The sequence below is a fragment of the Bacillus sp. GS3m_15504 genome (genome assembly GCF_055825275.1).
Genome location: NZ_JBVVNL010000001.1, coordinates 284,074 through 300,000 on the forward strand (window position 1 = coordinate 284,074; position 15,927 = coordinate 300,000).

General features: G+C 36.7%; 16 protein-coding genes and 2 other annotated features. Of the genes, 14 read left to right on the forward strand and 2 right to left on the reverse strand.

Features of this window, described 5'->3' with window-relative positions:
* Positions 1-19: 19 nt before the first annotated feature.
* The 12 genes from AC0L0O_RS01660 to AC0L0O_RS01715 all read left to right on the forward strand — a co-directional run bounded on the left by AC0L0O_RS01660 (position 20) and on the right by AC0L0O_RS01715 (position 12,110).
* Complete coding sequence (locus AC0L0O_RS01660) at positions 20-1,048, forward strand: glyceraldehyde-3-phosphate dehydrogenase (protein ID WP_000198972.1); 1,029 nt, start codon at positions 20-22, stop codon at positions 1,046-1,048.
* A gap of 389 nt (positions 1,049-1,437) precedes the next feature.
* Entirely contained in the window at positions 1,438-1,821 is a 384-nt protein-coding gene (speD, locus tag AC0L0O_RS01665; RefSeq protein WP_002003660.1) for an adenosylmethionine decarboxylase, read from the forward strand.
* A 285-nt stretch (positions 1,822-2,106) separates the two neighbouring features.
* A complete protein-coding gene (gene nrdR, locus AC0L0O_RS01670; protein ID WP_001203687.1) occupies positions 2,107-2,568 on the forward strand; it encodes a transcriptional regulator NrdR in 462 nt (153 codons plus the stop codon).
* Positions 2,569-2,695: 127 nt separating this feature from the next.
* A complete protein-coding gene (locus AC0L0O_RS01675) occupies positions 2,696-4,102 on the forward strand; it encodes a replication initiation and membrane attachment family protein (protein ID WP_000415044.1) in 1,407 nt (468 codons plus the stop codon).
* Positions 4,103-4,135: 33 nt separating this feature from the next.
* Positions 4,136-5,074, forward strand: coding sequence for a primosomal protein DnaI (dnaI, locus tag AC0L0O_RS01680; RefSeq protein WP_000400112.1), 939 nt, complete (start codon positions 4,136-4,138; stop codon positions 5,072-5,074).
* A 280-nt stretch (positions 5,075-5,354) separates the two neighbouring features.
* On the forward strand, positions 5,355-6,236 hold the full coding sequence (ytxC, locus tag AC0L0O_RS01685) for a putative sporulation protein YtxC (protein WP_000569612.1): 882 nt from the start codon (positions 5,355-5,357) through the stop codon (positions 6,234-6,236).
* Positions 6,237-6,267: 31 nt separating this feature from the next.
* Positions 6,268-6,495, forward strand: a binding site (T-box leader).
* A 47-nt stretch (positions 6,496-6,542) separates the two neighbouring features.
* Positions 6,543-8,480, forward strand: a complete 1,938-nt coding sequence (thrS, locus tag AC0L0O_RS01690; protein WP_000786086.1) for a threonine--tRNA ligase — start codon at positions 6,543-6,545, stop codon at positions 8,478-8,480.
* A 210-nt stretch (positions 8,481-8,690) separates the two neighbouring features.
* Positions 8,691-8,811 (forward strand) — a sequence feature (ribosomal protein L20 leader region).
* 62 nt (positions 8,812-8,873) lie between these two features.
* Positions 8,874-9,377, forward strand: coding sequence for a translation initiation factor IF-3 (infC, locus tag AC0L0O_RS01695; protein WP_000973214.1), 504 nt, complete (start codon positions 8,874-8,876; stop codon positions 9,375-9,377).
* A gap of 21 nt (positions 9,378-9,398) precedes the next feature.
* On the forward strand, positions 9,399-9,599 hold the full coding sequence (gene rpmI, locus AC0L0O_RS01700) for a 50S ribosomal protein L35 (protein WP_001125945.1): 201 nt from the start codon (positions 9,399-9,401) through the stop codon (positions 9,597-9,599).
* A 37-nt stretch (positions 9,600-9,636) separates the two neighbouring features.
* Positions 9,637-9,993 (forward strand): 50S ribosomal protein L20, encoded by a 357-nt coding sequence (rplT, locus tag AC0L0O_RS01705; RefSeq protein ID WP_001138362.1) that lies wholly within the window; start codon positions 9,637-9,639, stop codon positions 9,991-9,993.
* A gap of 470 nt (positions 9,994-10,463) precedes the next feature.
* Entirely contained in the window at positions 10,464-10,955 is a 492-nt protein-coding gene (locus AC0L0O_RS01710) for a dUTP diphosphatase (protein ID WP_000365050.1), read from the forward strand.
* A 69-nt stretch (positions 10,956-11,024) separates the two neighbouring features.
* On the forward strand, positions 11,025-12,110 hold the full coding sequence (locus AC0L0O_RS01715) for a M42 family metallopeptidase (protein WP_000163568.1): 1,086 nt from the start codon (positions 11,025-11,027) through the stop codon (positions 12,108-12,110).
* A 40-nt stretch (positions 12,111-12,150) separates the two neighbouring features.
* On the opposite strand, the gene AC0L0O_RS01720 is transcribed toward AC0L0O_RS01715, so the two are convergent.
* A complete protein-coding gene (locus tag AC0L0O_RS01720) occupies positions 12,151-12,768 on the reverse strand; it encodes a TetR/AcrR family transcriptional regulator (RefSeq protein ID WP_000023665.1) in 618 nt (205 codons plus the stop codon).
* A 297-nt stretch (positions 12,769-13,065) separates the two neighbouring features.
* Between AC0L0O_RS01720 and AC0L0O_RS01725 the strand changes: the two genes are divergently transcribed.
* Both AC0L0O_RS01725 and AC0L0O_RS01730 read left to right on the forward strand, forming a co-directional pair.
* Positions 13,066-13,719 carry an HlyD family secretion protein gene (locus AC0L0O_RS01725; protein ID WP_001071404.1) on the forward strand — a complete coding sequence of 218 codons (654 nt, stop codon included), beginning with the start codon at positions 13,066-13,068 and terminating at the stop codon, positions 13,717-13,719.
* 12 nt (positions 13,720-13,731) lie between these two features.
* Complete coding sequence (locus tag AC0L0O_RS01730) at positions 13,732-15,531, forward strand: DHA2 family efflux MFS transporter permease subunit (RefSeq protein WP_428888943.1); 1,800 nt, start codon at positions 13,732-13,734, stop codon at positions 15,529-15,531.
* 22 nt (positions 15,532-15,553) lie between these two features.
* Here the strand turns inward: AC0L0O_RS01730 and AC0L0O_RS01735 are convergent, their stop codons facing one another.
* Positions 15,554-15,910, reverse strand: coding sequence for an ammonia permease (locus tag AC0L0O_RS01735; RefSeq protein ID WP_473785630.1), 357 nt, complete (start codon positions 15,908-15,910; stop codon positions 15,554-15,556).
* Between the last annotated feature and the right edge of the window lie 17 nt (positions 15,911-15,927).

Below are 15,927 nucleotides of genomic sequence, written 5' to 3' on the forward strand. Positions count from 1 at the left end.
TCAAGGGGGATAACATATTATGACTCGTGTGGCAATTAATGGATTTGGACGTATTGGGAGAATGGTATTTCGTCAGGCAATAAAAGAAAGCGCATTCGAAATTGTAGCAATCAATGCAAGCTATCCATCTGAAACGTTAGCACATTTAATTAAATATGATACAGTTCACGGTAAGTTTGACGGAACAGTAGAAGCATTTGAAGATCACTTATTAGTTGATGGGAAAATGATTCGCCTTTTAAACAACCGCGATCCAAAGGAATTGCCTTGGACAGATTTAGGTGTTGAAGTTGTAATTGAAGCAACTGGTAAATTTAATTCAAAAGAAAAAGCAATTCTTCACGTTGAAGCTGGAGCGAAAAAAGTTATTTTAACAGCGCCTGGTAAAAATGAAGATGTAACAATTGTAGTTGGTGTGAACGAAGACCAATTAGATATTACAAAACATACTGTTATTTCAAATGCATCTTGTACAACAAACTGTTTAGCGCCTGTTGTGAAGGTGTTAGATGAGCAGTTTGGAATTGAAAACGGTTTAATGACGACAGTTCACGCTTATACAAATGACCAAAAAAATATTGATAACCCACATAAAGATTTAAGAAGAGCACGTGCTTGCGGACAATCAATTATTCCGACAACGACAGGTGCTGCGAAAGCGCTAGCAAAAGTTCTTCCGCATTTAAATGGAAAACTTCACGGTATGGCACTTCGTGTACCAACACCAAACGTGTCTCTTGTTGACTTAGTAGTAGATGTAAAACGTGATGTGACAGTTGAAGCTATTAATGATGCATTCAAAACTGTTGCAAACGGTGCGTTAAAAGGCATTGTAGAATTCAGCGAAGAGCCTTTAGTATCTATTGACTTTAATACAAATACACACTCAGCTATCATTGATGGTTTATCTACAATGGTAATGGGTGATCGTAAAGTGAAAGTGCTTGCTTGGTATGATAACGAGTGGGGCTACTCTCGTCGTGTTGTAGATCTTGTAACGTTAGTTGTTGACGAATTAGCGAAGCAAGAAAATGTGCAACATATTTAAGTGAATAAGGGAGAGGGCAAGTGGAATATTTGCCCTCTTTTTTTTATTTTTTTCTGAAAAGGAAAAAAATTATAGGAGTATATTTTTGAAAGTGGACATACCACGAAACGTTGGGGTTACTGTATTTGTGAATCATTTATTTTTTTTAGGGAAAAGTAAAGAGGAAAATATGACAGAAAATCGAAAAAACTGTTGTTGCAAAATGAAAATAAACAAAGTATACTAACACTCGTAAACTTAAGAGCTGAGGTACGTAGTCACTACTTAAAGGGTTAGGACCTCTCTGGACTAACTTTCCCCCGTGGTAGTGGAGCAAGCCAAATTGCAAATTAGTTTTCAATTCGAACAGTTAGAATAAATTTACAAGGGGGAACTGTAGAATGGATACTATGGATACGATGGGTCGTCACGTGATCGCTGAACTTTGGGATTGCGATTTCGACAAGCTTAATGACATGCCGTATATTGAACAATTATTTGTGGATGCAGCACTAAGAGCTGGTGCTGAAGTGCGTGAGGTTGCTTTCCATAAATTTGCACCACAAGGTGTAAGTGGAGTAGTAATTATCTCGGAATCACATTTAACAATTCATAGCTTTCCGGAGCACGGTTACGCAAGTATTGATGTTTATACTTGTGGGGATCGTATTGATCCAAATGTTGCTGCAGAATATATTGCAGAAGGTTTAAACGCGAAAACGCGTGAGAGCATCGAGCTTCCTCGAGGCACTGGTAGCTTCGAAATTAAGCAGAGAGAAACAAAAGCTCTTTAAAAAAGAACATAATTGATTTAAAATGTAAAGAGGTGTATAATGCACCTCTTTTTTAGTTTATAAAAAAGGGAAAATATAACGTACTCGTTAGTTGAATAAATGGAGCTCTTACGAATAAGTTAACAACGCATCTATCATCGTATTTTTAAAAACGAGATGATAAAATAATGCGCTTAAACTTAAAGTGGTAAGAGAGTTAAAATGAGTTATATAATAATGTATATATATTGTCAGATGAAGTAAGTAGAGAAAAAATAAAGAGTATAGTGTAAAGGAGTGAATATATTGCGTTGTCCATCCTGTTCTCATAATGGTACAAGAGTGTTAGATTCGCGTCCGGTAGACGAGGGGCGCTCTATTCGAAGAAGGAGAGAGTGTGAAAGCTGTTTAAGCCGCTTTACGACATTTGAAAGAGTGGAAGAGTCACCTCTTATCGTTGTAAAAAAAGAAGGAACACGAGAAGAGTTTAATAAAGAAAAGATTTTACGTGGCTTAATTAAAGCGTGCGAAAAAAGGCCAGTATCTTTAAGACAATTAGAAGAAGTAACTCAAAGCGTGGAACGTGAACTTCGTAATTTAGGTATATCAGAAGTGAAAAGTGATATGATTGGTGAAATTGTTATGGAAGAACTACGTGATATCGATGATGTTGCTTACGTGCGTTTTGCTTCTGTATATCGCCAATTTAAAGATTTAAATGTATTTATTGAAGAATTAAAAGATATACTGCAAAAAGAAAGAGAGTAGCATCTGTATTGTATTCTCTTTACATACCGTAAGTAATGAGATAAGAGAGCTAGAAGCGAAAGCTAATAGCTCTTTTTCGCTAAGAAATTATATAGTGAAGATTGGATGAGAGAAAGGAAAAGCAAGAATGGAAAAACAGTCATGGATGGAGCTATTGCCGATTGATCGTTATAAAGTAAGTGCGAAAGGGTTATTGCATAATTACGACCGAAAAGTATTAACGATGTTATATCAGCCGTTAATAGGTAGTAGAGCTTTTAGCTTGTACATGACGCTATGGGGAGAGTTAGAGCAAGATCGTGTATTTGGAAAAGAGAATACGCATCATTCCCTTATGGTGACTATGCAAATGCAGCTTCCCGAAGTATATGAGGAACGAGTAAAGTTAGAGGCAATTGGACTTTTGAAAGTATATATTAAGAAAGAAAAAGATATTCGAATGTTTATATATGAGCTGCAACCACCTTTATCTCCGAAGCAGTTTTTTGATGATATTGTTTTAAGTATCTTTTTATACAATCGATTGAGTCGGACAAAATATAATCAAGTAAAGCATTATTTCTTAGAAGAAGAATTTGATTTTGCATCTTATGAAAATGTTACGCGTTCTTTTAACGATGTGTTTGGTTCGTTTAATCCAGGGCAGCTTGAGCATGCGCAAGAAGACCTTCGTATTCCAAAAACGACAGCTATGCCAAGTAATGAAAAGGGGGACGCTCCAAAAGTTTGGAATGATTTCTTTGATTTCTCCTTATTTGTAGACGGCTTGTCCGCTCTTGTCCCTAAAAAGGCGATTACAGATCAAGTGCGAGAATGTGTCATTACACTTGCTTACGTGTATGATGTAGATGTGTTATCGATGCAAAATATCGTTCTTGGTGCGGTGACAGAGATGCAGACAATTGATATGGAAAGGCTTAGAAAAGGAGCACGTGATTGGTATCAGTTCGAAAACGGTCAAGCGTTACCTGTATTAAGTGAAAGAGTACAGCCTCACGCTGCACGTATGATGAAAGAAAAAGAGCCTTCTACGCAAGAAGAGATGTTAATCAAACAGCTAGAGGAAATCTCACCAAAGCAACTATTGAAAGAAATCTCTGGTGGTGCAGAGGCGACGAAGGCTGACTTGCAAATCGTTGAAGATGTAATGATCAATCAAAAATTAACGCCAGGTGTTGTGAATGTACTTATTTATTACGTTATGCTACGCTCAGATATGAAACTTGCGAAAACGTATGTGGAGAAGATTGCTGGACATTGGGCACGTAAAAAGGTCGGTACAGTAGCTGAAGCAATGGCGTTAGCGAAAGAAGAAAACCGTCAATATCAAGAATGGGCTGAGACGAAGAAGAAAGGCCGTACATCGAAGAAAACGGTACGAAAAGAAATGGTACCAGATTGGCTGAAAGAAGAGCCGAAAGAACAAGAGAAAGAAACTGTGAAAAAAGATGCAAGTGCTGAAAAAGGTGCAAGTACGTTAGAGGATGAACGGAAACGACTAGAAGAAGTGTTAAAAAAATATAAGCGTGATTAATAGAAGAGAATGAACGCTCTTTGAGGTGAGGAAATGGAGCATATTCAAAATTCATTTGCAAAATTAATGGAAAATGAAAATTTTAAAAATAGATATGAAGTATTAAAGGCGGAAGTAATGGCACATCCGCGTGTGAAAGAATTTATAGACGAACATCGAGGGGAAGTAACAACTTCTATGATCGAGCGCAGTCTTGTGAAATTATACGAATATATTGGACAAAGTGTAGGTTGCGCGGATTGTCCGGATCTAGGTTCGTGTAAAAACATGCTGCAAGGGTATGAGCCAAAGCTCGTTATCCAAGGGAAGATGATTGATATTCAATACGATCGTTGCGTGAGAAAAGTAGCCTATGACGAAAGAAAGAAATATGAAAAGCTCGTTCAGAGTGTATATATGCCGACTGACATTTTACAAGCAACGATGGAAAACTTAGACCCTTCAGATTTAGATGCTCGTATTGATGCAATTGGTGCAGCCAATGAATTTTTAAGTACATATGAACCTGGTAAAAAAGTACAAGGTTTATATTTGTACGGTAAATTTGGTGTAGGAAAAACGTATTTGTTAGGAGCAATTGCGAATGAGCTTGCTCGAAAGAAAATCAGTTCAATGCTCGTATATTTCCCTGAATTTCTACGTGAAATTAAAAGTTCAATTCAAGATAATTCGATTGGGGAAAAGATTGATGCGGTGAAACGCGTACAAGTTTTAATGCTAGATGATATTGGAGCAGAAGCGATGTCAAGCTTTGTGCGTGATGATGTACTCGGTGCAATTTTGCAATTCCGTATGTTAGAAAACTTACCGACGTTCTTTACGTCTAACTTTGATTTTAAACAACTAGAACATCATTTAACATATACGCAGCGTGGTGAAGCGGAAGAAATGAAAGCAGCTCGTATTATGGAACGCATTAAATATTTGGCGAAACCAATTCCTATTGGCGGGAAAAACCGTCGTCATAAGTAAAGAGCAAGCTGAAAAGCTTGCTCTTTTTTTCGTAGTTAAACGCTTTTTAAAGTAGCCGAATTATAAAATGAAAAGTTCTTATTGAAAATTCCGAGTAGCTTGTATCATTTTTTTCTCCCTCCCTTAATATATATAAAATTAGCAAGCCATATCGAGTGGATTTTCTAACGATAAGAAATGTAATTCTACTAAGAGTGAACTTTCACGCGGGACGGACTCTTATAGGATTTGTAACGTATAGATACAGTCCTTTAGAGCAGGGATAAAAGGGGGGACAAAAGTGATTGAAATTTGCTTCGAAGAAAAAAATGATGCTATGCACGTATATAGACAACTACTGAAAAGAGCGGAACTGTTATATAAGGAAACGAGTGTGTATTTACAGGACCAAAAAGTGGTGATTCACATACCAGTATGTGAATCAAATTATATTGAAAAGATTTTATTACCAGTCATGGTATATTTCATTGTGAATGTGAAACAAAATGAGTGGATATATACAATCTTAAAAGAGAAGTTTTTTTATGAAGAAGAGGAAGAGTGTCATCAAATATTGCATATGGCACAAGAGATTTTAAAAGGAAGAAGAAAAGGGATTGCTCGTGAATTAACACGTCACACATTTGAATCATATATTAAATCCTCTTTAAATAACTGGCTTTGTGATCCGCTTTCATTCTCGTTTTCATCATATGTTCGTTTTCGTCTTCGTACATATAGGGAAATGGTAGCTAAGCTTGCTGAAGTTGCGATTGATGAGTATAAGTTAGAACAAGAATATCAAATGTTTATTGAGACGCTCCGGCAACAAGTCCGTAGCCGGAAATCACGTTTGTCATGTGTGCATCTTATTTTTGATGAAAGTTTTATTTTCTATGATGATAAAGGTAGACGTTTAAAACAAGAGAAATTGGTTCAATATATGGATGAAGACTTATTAAAACAAAAGGATGTATATATTGATACGAAAGTAATTGCACCACTTCTTTCTATTTCGCCGAAAAAAATTTATTTATATACGAAAGAACAAGACCATAATATGATTATTACTTTGCGAAATGTATTTCAAGAACGGGTACAATTACATGGATTACATGAGTTTGAGCGCAATGTGAAAAATTTAAAAAATAAAGGTAACGCCCTTGATTTTCTAAGTTTTTGAGCATATAATTACCTACATAAATGAAATATATTGAAATGTCATGATGAGGACATGAGTAGTTTTCTACGATTTTCAGAGAGGGAAGCCTTAGGGTGTGAGCTTCCTAGTACGGGATTATTACTTACCACCTCTAAACTTTAGCAGTGAACGGTTTTCTAGTAATTGCTAACGGACAACACCGTTATGTTGAACTTGAGCAATTAACAATAAGGTTAATTGGAACAAGGGTGGAACCACGAATTCAACACTCGTCCCTTTTTACGGGATGAGTGTTTTTTATTTTGAGAAAAAGAGGAGTGACCAGTGATGGCAGATGTAGTTAAAATTACTTTCCCTGATGGAGCTGTGAAGGAGTTTCCAAAAGGCGTAACAACTGAAGAAATCGCAGCTTCTATTAGCCCAGGCTTAAAGAAAAAAGCTGTGGCTGGAAAATTAAATGATGAGATGATTGATCTTGTTACACCAATCGAAGAAGATGGTGCAGTTTCTATCATTACATTAGATTCTGAAGATGGCTTATATATTTTACGCCACTCAACAGCTCACCTTTTAGCGCAAGCGTTAAAACGTTTATATAAAGATGTTAAGGTTGAGCTTGGTATTGGTCCAGTAATTGAAAATGGCTTCTACTACGATATTGATATGGAAGAAGCAATTACAGTTGAAGACTTCAAGAAAATCGAAAAAGAAATGCAAAAGATTGTGAACGAGAACTTAGAAATCGTTCGTCATGAAGTACCACGTGCAGAAGCAATTCGTCGCTTTGAAGAAATCGGCGATGAGTTAAAATTAGATTTAATTAATGATCTTCCAGAAGATGCAGTTATTTCAATTTATGAGCAAGGCGAATTCTTCGACCTTTGCCGTGGTGTTCACCTTCCATCTACAGGAAAAATTAAAGTATTTAAATTATTAAGCGTTGCGGGTGCTTACTGGCGCGGCGATAGCAATAATAAAATGCTACAACGTATTTACGGTACTGCATTTGTTAAGAAAGCAGAATTAGATGAGCACTTACGTATGCTTGAAGAAGCGAAAGAGCGCGATCACCGTAAATTAGGTAAAGAATTAAAACTATTTACTAATAGCCAAAAAGTAGGACAAGGTTTACCACTTTGGTTACCAAAAGGTGCAACAATCCGCCGCATTATCGAGCGTTACATCGTTGATAAAGAAGCAAGCTTAGGCTATGATCACGTATATACTCCAGTACTAGGAAGCAGAGAGCTTTATGAAACTTCTGGTCACTGGAATCACTACCGTGATGGTATGTTCCCATCAATGGAAATGGATAATGAAGAGTTAGTTCTTCGTCCAATGAACTGCCCTCACCACATGATGGTTTATAAAAACGATATTCACAGCTACCGTGAATTACCAATCCGTATTGCGGAACTTGGAACAATGCACCGCTATGAAATGTCAGGTGCGTTATCTGGATTACAACGTGTACGCGGAATGACTTTAAACGATGCGCACATTTTCGTTCGCCCAGATCAAATTAAAGAAGAGTTAAAACGTGTTGTAAACTTAACTCTAGAAGTGTACAAAGATTTCGGTTTAGAGAACTACTCATTCCGTCTATCTTATCGCGACCCAGAAGATACTAAAAAGTACTATGCTGATGATGAGATGTGGGAAAAAGCACAAGGTATGTTAAAAGAAGCTATGGATGAAATGGGTCTTGATTACTACGAAGCTGAAGGTGAAGCGGCATTCTACGGTCCAAAACTTGACGTTCAAGTTCGTACTGCTCTTGGAAAAGACGAAACACTTTCAACTGTACAATTAGACTTCTTACTTCCAGAACGCTTTGAACTATCTTACGTTGGTGAAGACGGTAAACAACACCGTCCAGTTGTAATTCACCGTGGTGTTGTATCAACTATGGAACGTTTCGTAGCATTCTTAATTGAAGAATACAAAGGTGCATTCCCAACTTGGTTAGCTCCAGTTCAAGTACAAGTAATTCCAGTTTCTCCGCAAGTACATTTAGACTATGCGAAGAAAGTACAAGACGAATTGCGCCGTGCTGGTATCCGTGTTGAATTAGATACTCGTGAAGAGAAAATTGGTTACAAAATCCGTGAAGCACAAATGCAAAAAATTCCGTACATGCTTGTAGTAGGTGACAATGAAGTAACTGAAAACGGCGTAAACGTACGTAAATACGGTGAACAAAAATCAGAAACAATCGCATTAGATGCTTTTGTTGATATGATTAAAGTAGAAGGAAAACGATAAGAAAAAGCCGCGGTATACCGCGGCTTTTCTGTGTAATATGAGTAAGAAAAATTAGAAAAAAAAACCATGTAACACTTATCGTAAAAAAGTATTGCAAGTATGTTAGTTGTTTGTTACAATATTTCTTGTTGTTAGTAAAACACATAGCGTCTTCTTGACAGACGTCATGTCCTATGATAAACTCATCAAGGATAATAGAATATTGTTTTGTGGAACAAGTAGAAGCACCCGCTTCTCACCTGATGGACGCATTCGCAGTTTACAGGTAAATGTATTTCTTACTTAAGATTTTACAAGTGTGGGTGTCGTATGCCCGCACTTTTTTTGTCGGGTTCTATGACTACAAACTATGTTCTGAGAAAACCTTGGAGGTGGCTTACTATTAGCAAGGATATGATGATTAACGAGCAAATTCGTGCACGTGAAGTACGTTTAGTTGGCGCAAATGGCGATCAACTTGGAATCAAGTCTCGTAATGACGCTTTAGACTTAGCTGCAAATCTTAATCTTGATTTAGTATTAGTTGCTCCAAATGCGAAACCGCCAGTATGCCGCATTATGGACTACGGTAAATTCCGCTTTGAGCAACAGAAGAAAGAAAAAGAACAGCGCAAAAATCAAAAAGTAATTAGCATGAAAGAAGTTCGTTTAAGTCCAACAATTGATGAACACGACTTTAACACAAAACTTCGTAATGCTATCAAGTTTTTAGAGAAAGGCGACAAGGTTAAAGCGTCAATTCGCTTTAAAGGACGTGCCATTACTCATAAAGAAATCGGTCAACGTGTTTTAGATCGCTTCTCAGAAGCTTGTGCTGAAGTTAGTACAATCGAATCTAAGCCTAAAATGGAAGGACGCAGTATGTTCTTAGTTTTAGCACCGAAAAACGATAAGTAATAGATAGAGGAGGAAATACCTATGCCTAAACAAAAAACTCATCGCGGCGCTGCAAAGCGTTTCAAAAAGACTGGATCAGGTAAACTGAAACGTTCTCACGCTTACACAAGCCATTTATTCGCTAACAAATCTACAAAAGCTAAACGTAAACTACGTAAAGCTGGTGTAGTAAGCGCTGGTGACTTCAAACGCATTCGTCAAATGCTTGACAACTTAAAATAAGTTCGGCTGATATATAGAACAATTAGGAGGTAATATTATGCCAAGAGTAAAAGGTGGTACAGTTACTCGTCAACGTCGTAAAAAAGTAATTAAATTAGCAAAAGGTTACTACGGTTCAAAAAATACATTATTCAAGGTTGCTAACCAACAGGTTATGAAATCTCTAATGTATGCATTCCGTGACCGCCGTCAAAAGAAACGTGACTTCCGTAAATTATGGATTACACGTATCAACGCAGCAGCTCGTATGAATGGTCTTTCTTACAGCCGCTTAATGCACGGTCTTAAAAATGCTGGCATCGAAGTTAACCGCAAGATGCTTGCTGACTTAGCTGTTCATGACGAAAAAGCTTTCGCTGAATTAGCAACAGTTGCAAAAAACAACATTAACTAATTAATTAGTTGAAACCTTAGAAGATTTTTCTTCTAAGGTTTTTTTATTTGTTTGCAAAGAGAAGTATGTCGTTATCGATATGACAAAATCAATATAAAAGTTATAGTAATATAGAAGAATATATATATGAAGCCAGGAGAATCCTCCTGGCTTCTTTTAATTATCACTCTTTGGAAAGAAGAGTATCTTTCCTACCTGAAACGACACTGCTATAATGGAAAGATGATATGGAACTTTCATCAGATAAAATAACATTTTTATTAGTGGGTAATTCCTGGATAAGTATTAACTATCACCAATCGGAGTGAACAATCTAATCGTGATGATTGAAACGTATTTGTAAATTAAGGACAAGCTATTTTGTAAAGAGGTAAATGGCTGACTTATTAATAAGAAACGAAAAATAATAATGAACTTTGAGATGAAACAACATTGTTGCGTAACATACGATGTTGGAGGAGGACAATAGAATGGACTTACTACAACTATTTAAATTACAAAAAGAATTAGATGACCGTATTGCGAAGGAGCATGACTTACAACCGAAAAAATTGTTAAAAGAAAAAATGTTAGCTCTTCTTGTTGAAATTGGAGAACTTGCAAATGAAACACGTTGTTTTAAATATTGGAGCAACAAACCAGCATCAGAACGTGAAGTAATATTAGAAGAATACGTAGATGGTTTGCATTTTATTTTATCAATCGGAATTGATTTAGGTATTGATAAAAACTTCTTATTCTATAAGTGTGCACAGACGAATAAAACACAAGTAGAAATTTTCTTAGACACATATGCGAAGGTGATTCGTTTTACAGATCAACCATCTATTACGAACTATATTGAATTATTTACAAGCTATCTTCGACTTGGACAAGCACTTGAGTTTGAGCAAGAAGAGATTGAAAAGGCATATTTAGATAAAAACGAAGTAAATCATCAGCGTCAAACACAAGGATACTAATTTATTTTTTGAATATTTCAATTTCCTTTTGTATAATGAAGTGACTGAAGAAAAAGGAGGGTGTTGGCAATGACAAAATTAGACGAGACATTGACAATGCTAAAAGAATTAACAGATGCACGCGGTATTGCGGGTAACGAGCGTGAACCACGTGAAGTAATGAAGAAATATATTGAGCCGTTTGCGGACGAACTTTCTACTGATAATTTAGGAAGTTTAGTTGCGAAAAAAGTAGGGGAAGAAAACGGCCCGAAAATTATGGTTGCAGGTCATTTAGATGAAGTTGGCTTTATGATCACGCAAATTGATGACAAAGGTTTCCTTCGTTTCCAAACAGTTGGTGGCTGGTGGTCACAAGTTATGCTTGCGCAGCGCGTGACAATTGTAACGCGTAAAGGAGATGTAACAGGTGTAATCGGTTCAAAACCACCGCATATCTTACCTCCAGAAGCGCGTAAAAAGCCAGTTGAAATTAAAGACATGTTCATCGATATTGGTGCTTCTAGCCAAGAAGAAGCAATGGAGTGGGGCGTACGACCAGGAGATCAAGTTGTACCTTACTTTGAATTCCAAGTGATGAAGAATGAAAAAATGTTACTTGCAAAAGCATGGGATAACCGAATTGGTTGTGCAATTGCAATTGACGTATTAAAACAATTAAAAGATGAAAAGCATCCAAACGTTGTATACGGCGTAGGGACTGTACAAGAAGAAGTCGGTCTTCGTGGTGCGAAAACATCTGCAAACTATATTAAACCAGATATCGCATTCGCAGTAGATGTTGGTATCGCTGGTGATACACCGGGGGTAACGTCAAAAGAAGCGCAAAGTAAAATGGGTGATGGACCACAGATCATTTTATATGATGCTTCTGTTATCGGTCATACCGGTTTACGTGACTTTGTAGTTGATGTTGCTGATGAATTACAAATTCCGTATCAATATGATTCAGTAGCGGGCGGTGGAACGGATGCAGGTGCAATTCATATTGCTGTAAATGGTATTCCGTCTATGGCAATTACCATTGCAACGCGTTACATTCATTCTCATGCGGCAATGTTACACCGTGATGACTATGAAAACGCAGTGAAGTTAATTGTAGAAGTTATTAAACGTCTTGATAAAGAGGCTGTACATAACATTACATTTAATTAATAGAAAAAGCGAAGGAGCCTCTCCTTCGCTTTTTTATGTTTTAAAAAGGTCGTTCTAATCCCGCTGCAGTATGAGCTCCTAAAATGATTAAACGAGTTAATTGCATGGCCATAAAATGCGGGGTATATATCATTCCTCTCTTTAGCCATGACATAATCATGCCGAGGTGGGCACCGGTAACATAACTAATGAGAATATCACGCGGAACCATTAGTTTTTCATCGTTAGGTTGTGAAATAGAGAGGCTTAATGTTAAATGTGTTTGAATTGCTTTCATCATCTTATACGTATAGTTTCCGGCAGCTTTATCACCAAGCATGACGTTATAGAAATTCGCATTTTCTGCGATATGTTCAAACAGTGCTAAGAAATTTGGGTGTGGTGAATCAAAGGCAAGTTGAAAATCTTCTTTATTTCTATTTTTCGGTTTAATAACTTCTGTTAGCTTCTCTAACATTTCTTCAATGCTTTTGTCTAATAAGTCATATTTATCGTGGTAATGGCTATAAAACGTAGCACGATTTACAGGAGCACGTTCTGCAATATGTTGAACAGTTACATTTTCAAACCCTTTTTCGCCTACTAAAGCGACAAAAGCATCCTGTATGAGTTGTCTCGTCCGCTTTACACGTGGATCATTTGTATTTTTAATAGACATTTTTATTTCCCCTCGTTTAATTTTCTATACTTAAGCAACATATTGGTATTATATTGTTGTTTAAGCGACATTTCATACGTAAATTGTCGGTTGTAGATTTAAAATAATTATTTATAATTATAAACGATAGTCCTTCAGAAATCAGCACCGCTCGCAGGTAGATAAATTTCGATTTACACCGCAGATGGTGTGATTTTTTTGTTTAAAAGTTAATATAATTAACAATTAAATAGTCTAAACAATAAGGACGTAAATAGTTTAGAAAAAAATTATATGCGATATAAGGAGAGGAATGCAATGAATCAGTTTCGAAGAATGGTGATTATCAACATTATCACATTAATTGTACTAGTTGGCGGCGGTATTGGCGGTTATTACTATTACAATCAAGCGGAAAATTACTTAAAAACAGACAATGCAAAAATTGATGGAAAGGTAATTCCGATTGCATCACCAGTAGCAGGTAAATTAACTGACTGGAAAGCTGAAGTAGGTAAGAACTACAACGAGAATGATAAATTAGGTGCTGTTACTGTAGCAGCAGCGAATGGAGAACAAACAGTAGATGTAACAATTCCACAAAATGCAACAGTTGTACAATCAAACGCGACAACAAATGCTTTCGTTGGAGCAGGTAGCCCGATCGCTTATGCATTTGATATGAACAATTTATGGGTAACAGCAAATATTGAAGAAACAGATGTTGATGATGTTCAAAAAGGTCAAGATGTAGATGTGTATGTAGATGCATACCCAGATACAACGTTAACAGGAAAAGTAGAGCAAGTAGGCTTAACAACAGCGAACACATTCTCTATGTTACCATCAAGCAACGCAACAGCGAACTATACGAAAGTAACACAAGTAGTACCAGTTAAAATTTCTTTAGATCATAGTAAATCAGTAAATATTGTTCCTGGCATGAATGTGACAGTTCGTATTCATAAGTAAGGGGGAGATGAGATGTCCTCAATCGTAATTGCAGGATATGCACTATTTTGTATAATCGTCTTCTTCCTTGTAAATCGTCTTTTACGAAAGAAAAAAACGAAAATGGGAGAAGAACAAGTCCCAGCCGTAAGTAAAATAGAAGTAAGTAAGGTAGAAACAGAAGAGAAAGACATTGAACACAAGCAAGAACCAGAAATTTCTAATGTAGTTGAGTTAGAAACAGGAAAGCAAGAAGAAGTAAAACAAGAAAAAGAAGTGCCGAAAAAACAAATGTCTATGCCTGTAGAGAATGTGAACGTAAAAGCAGTTGTAGCTGTATTAATTCTCGGCATGTTCGTTTCTATTTTAAACCAAACAATCATTAACGTTGCATTGCCTCCGTTAATGAATGAATTTAACGTATCAACTTCAACAGCACAATGGTTAATTACAGGTTTCATGCTTGTAAATGGTATTTTAGTACCGATTAGTGCCTTTTTAGTTTCACGATTTACGTATCGTAAATTATTTGTAGCTGCAATGTTATTCTTTACGGTAGGATCTATCATTTGTGCTATTTCAGGAAACTTTACAATGATGATGACAGGCCGCGTAATTCAAGCGGTTGGTGCGGGTATTTTAATGCCGGTTGGTATGAATATCTTCATGACGTTGTTCCCGCCTCATAAACGCGGAGCAGCGATGGGATTATTAGGTGTAGCGATGATTTTAGCTCCAGCTATCGGACCAACTGTAACAGGTTGGGTGATTGAAAACTATAGCTGGAACTTAATGTTCTATGCGATGTTTATTATTGGTTTAATTATTACGTTCCTGTCTTTAAAATTCTTTACACTAGCTCAGCCAGTGTCTAACACGAAATTAGATGTATTCGGTGTTGTTAGTTCAAGTATTGGACTAGGAAGCTTATTGTACGGATTTAGTGAAGCTGGAAACAATAGTTGGACTAGTGCAGAAGTCATTATTTCACTTGTGATCGGTGTAATTGGTTTAGCGTTATTTATTTGGAGAGAGTTAACAACGGACAATAAAATGCTTGATTTACAAGTGTTTAAATATCCAGTATTTACTTTTACTTTAGTAATTAACGCAATCGTTACGATGGCATTATTCGGAGGTATGTTATTGCTTCCGGTATATCTGCAAAACATTCGTGGCTTCACGCCAATTGAATCTGGTTTACTACTTCTTCCAGGATCATTAATTATGGGGATCATGGGACCAGTAGCGGGTAAATTATTCGATAAATATGGCATTCGTCCATTAGCTATAATTGGATTGGCAATTACGACGTATGCGACATATGAATTTACAAAATTATCGATGGATACACCGTATAGCGTTATTATGACGGATTATATTATACGCTCAATTGGTATGTCATTCATTATGATGCCAATTATGACAGCTGGTATGAACGCGCTACCGATGAAATTAATTTCTCACGGTACAGCAACGCAAAATACGTCAAGACAAGTAGCTGGTTCAATTGGAACAGCGATATTAATCACGCTTATGACGCAACAAACGACTGCTCACGTAGCAGATTATGGAAACATGTTAACAACGTCAAATCCGATTTTAGTTGATAAAGTGCATGGCATGGGGCAAAGCTTAGCTGCCTTAGCTGGCTCAGCGCAAGCAGGAGATGCGATGAGCACGCAGCTATTATTTGGACAAATTTCGAAGTTATCTGCAATTAACGGTATTAACGATGCTTTCTTAATTGCGACGATACTCGCAGGGATTGCTTGGGTGTTATCGTTCTTCTTACCATCAGGCAATAAAGCAAATAGAAAAGCAGGGAATTAATTTCCCTGCTTTTTTGTGCTTTTTATGCAGTTACATATAAAAGATGATAACCAGTTACGGAGCAAAGCCCTGCTATAAACAAAATCGTCCCCATAGAACGAATACTCGATATTTGTCTTCCGCTTATAATAGCTAATAGTCCAGCTAAAGAGAAGAAGCACCAATATAAAGTTCCCGAAATTGGACCCATCCCCTCTAAATCTATTCCAGAACCTATACAAATGATAGGAACAACGATAAGGAATATGCAAATGAAACCAGCTATAGTGGTAAGTGATTTCCGATGTTTCATGCCACCAATAATTAAAAAAATACCGACGATGAATTCACATAACATGAAAGTAAGAGCTAAAATCATCCAAGTTAATATTCCGAACACTTCTGTACTACCTCCGA

Bases quoted from the DNA above. Each gene is read 5' to 3' on its own strand.
- AC0L0O_RS01720 (WP_000023665.1), bottom strand. From the start codon at position 12,768: ATGTCTATTAAAAATACAAATGATCCACGTGTAAAGCGGACGAGACAA.
- rpmI (WP_001125945.1), top strand. From the start codon at position 9,399: ATGCCTAAACAAAAAACTCATCGCGGCGCTGCAAAGCGTTTCAAAAAG.
- AC0L0O_RS01660 (WP_000198972.1), top strand. From the start codon at position 20: ATGACTCGTGTGGCAATTAATGGATTTGGACGTATTGGGAGAATGGTA.
- speD (WP_002003660.1), top strand. From the start codon at position 1,438: ATGGATACGATGGGTCGTCACGTGATCGCTGAACTTTGGGATTGCGAT.
- infC (WP_000973214.1), top strand. From the start codon at position 8,874: ATGATGATTAACGAGCAAATTCGTGCACGTGAAGTACGTTTAGTTGGC.
- AC0L0O_RS01710 (WP_000365050.1), top strand. From the start codon at position 10,464: ATGGACTTACTACAACTATTTAAATTACAAAAAGAATTAGATGACCGT.
- AC0L0O_RS01715 (WP_000163568.1), top strand. From the start codon at position 11,025: ATGACAAAATTAGACGAGACATTGACAATGCTAAAAGAATTAACAGAT.
- dnaI (WP_000400112.1), top strand. From the start codon at position 4,136: ATGGAGCATATTCAAAATTCATTTGCAAAATTAATGGAAAATGAAAAT.
- AC0L0O_RS01725 (WP_001071404.1), top strand. From the start codon at position 13,066: ATGAATCAGTTTCGAAGAATGGTGATTATCAACATTATCACATTAATT.
- thrS (WP_000786086.1), top strand. From the start codon at position 6,543: ATGGCAGATGTAGTTAAAATTACTTTCCCTGATGGAGCTGTGAAGGAG.
- rplT (WP_001138362.1), top strand. From the start codon at position 9,637: ATGCCAAGAGTAAAAGGTGGTACAGTTACTCGTCAACGTCGTAAAAAA.
- AC0L0O_RS01675 (WP_000415044.1), top strand. From the start codon at position 2,696: ATGGAAAAACAGTCATGGATGGAGCTATTGCCGATTGATCGTTATAAA.
- AC0L0O_RS01730 (WP_428888943.1), top strand. From the start codon at position 13,732: ATGTCCTCAATCGTAATTGCAGGATATGCACTATTTTGTATAATCGTC.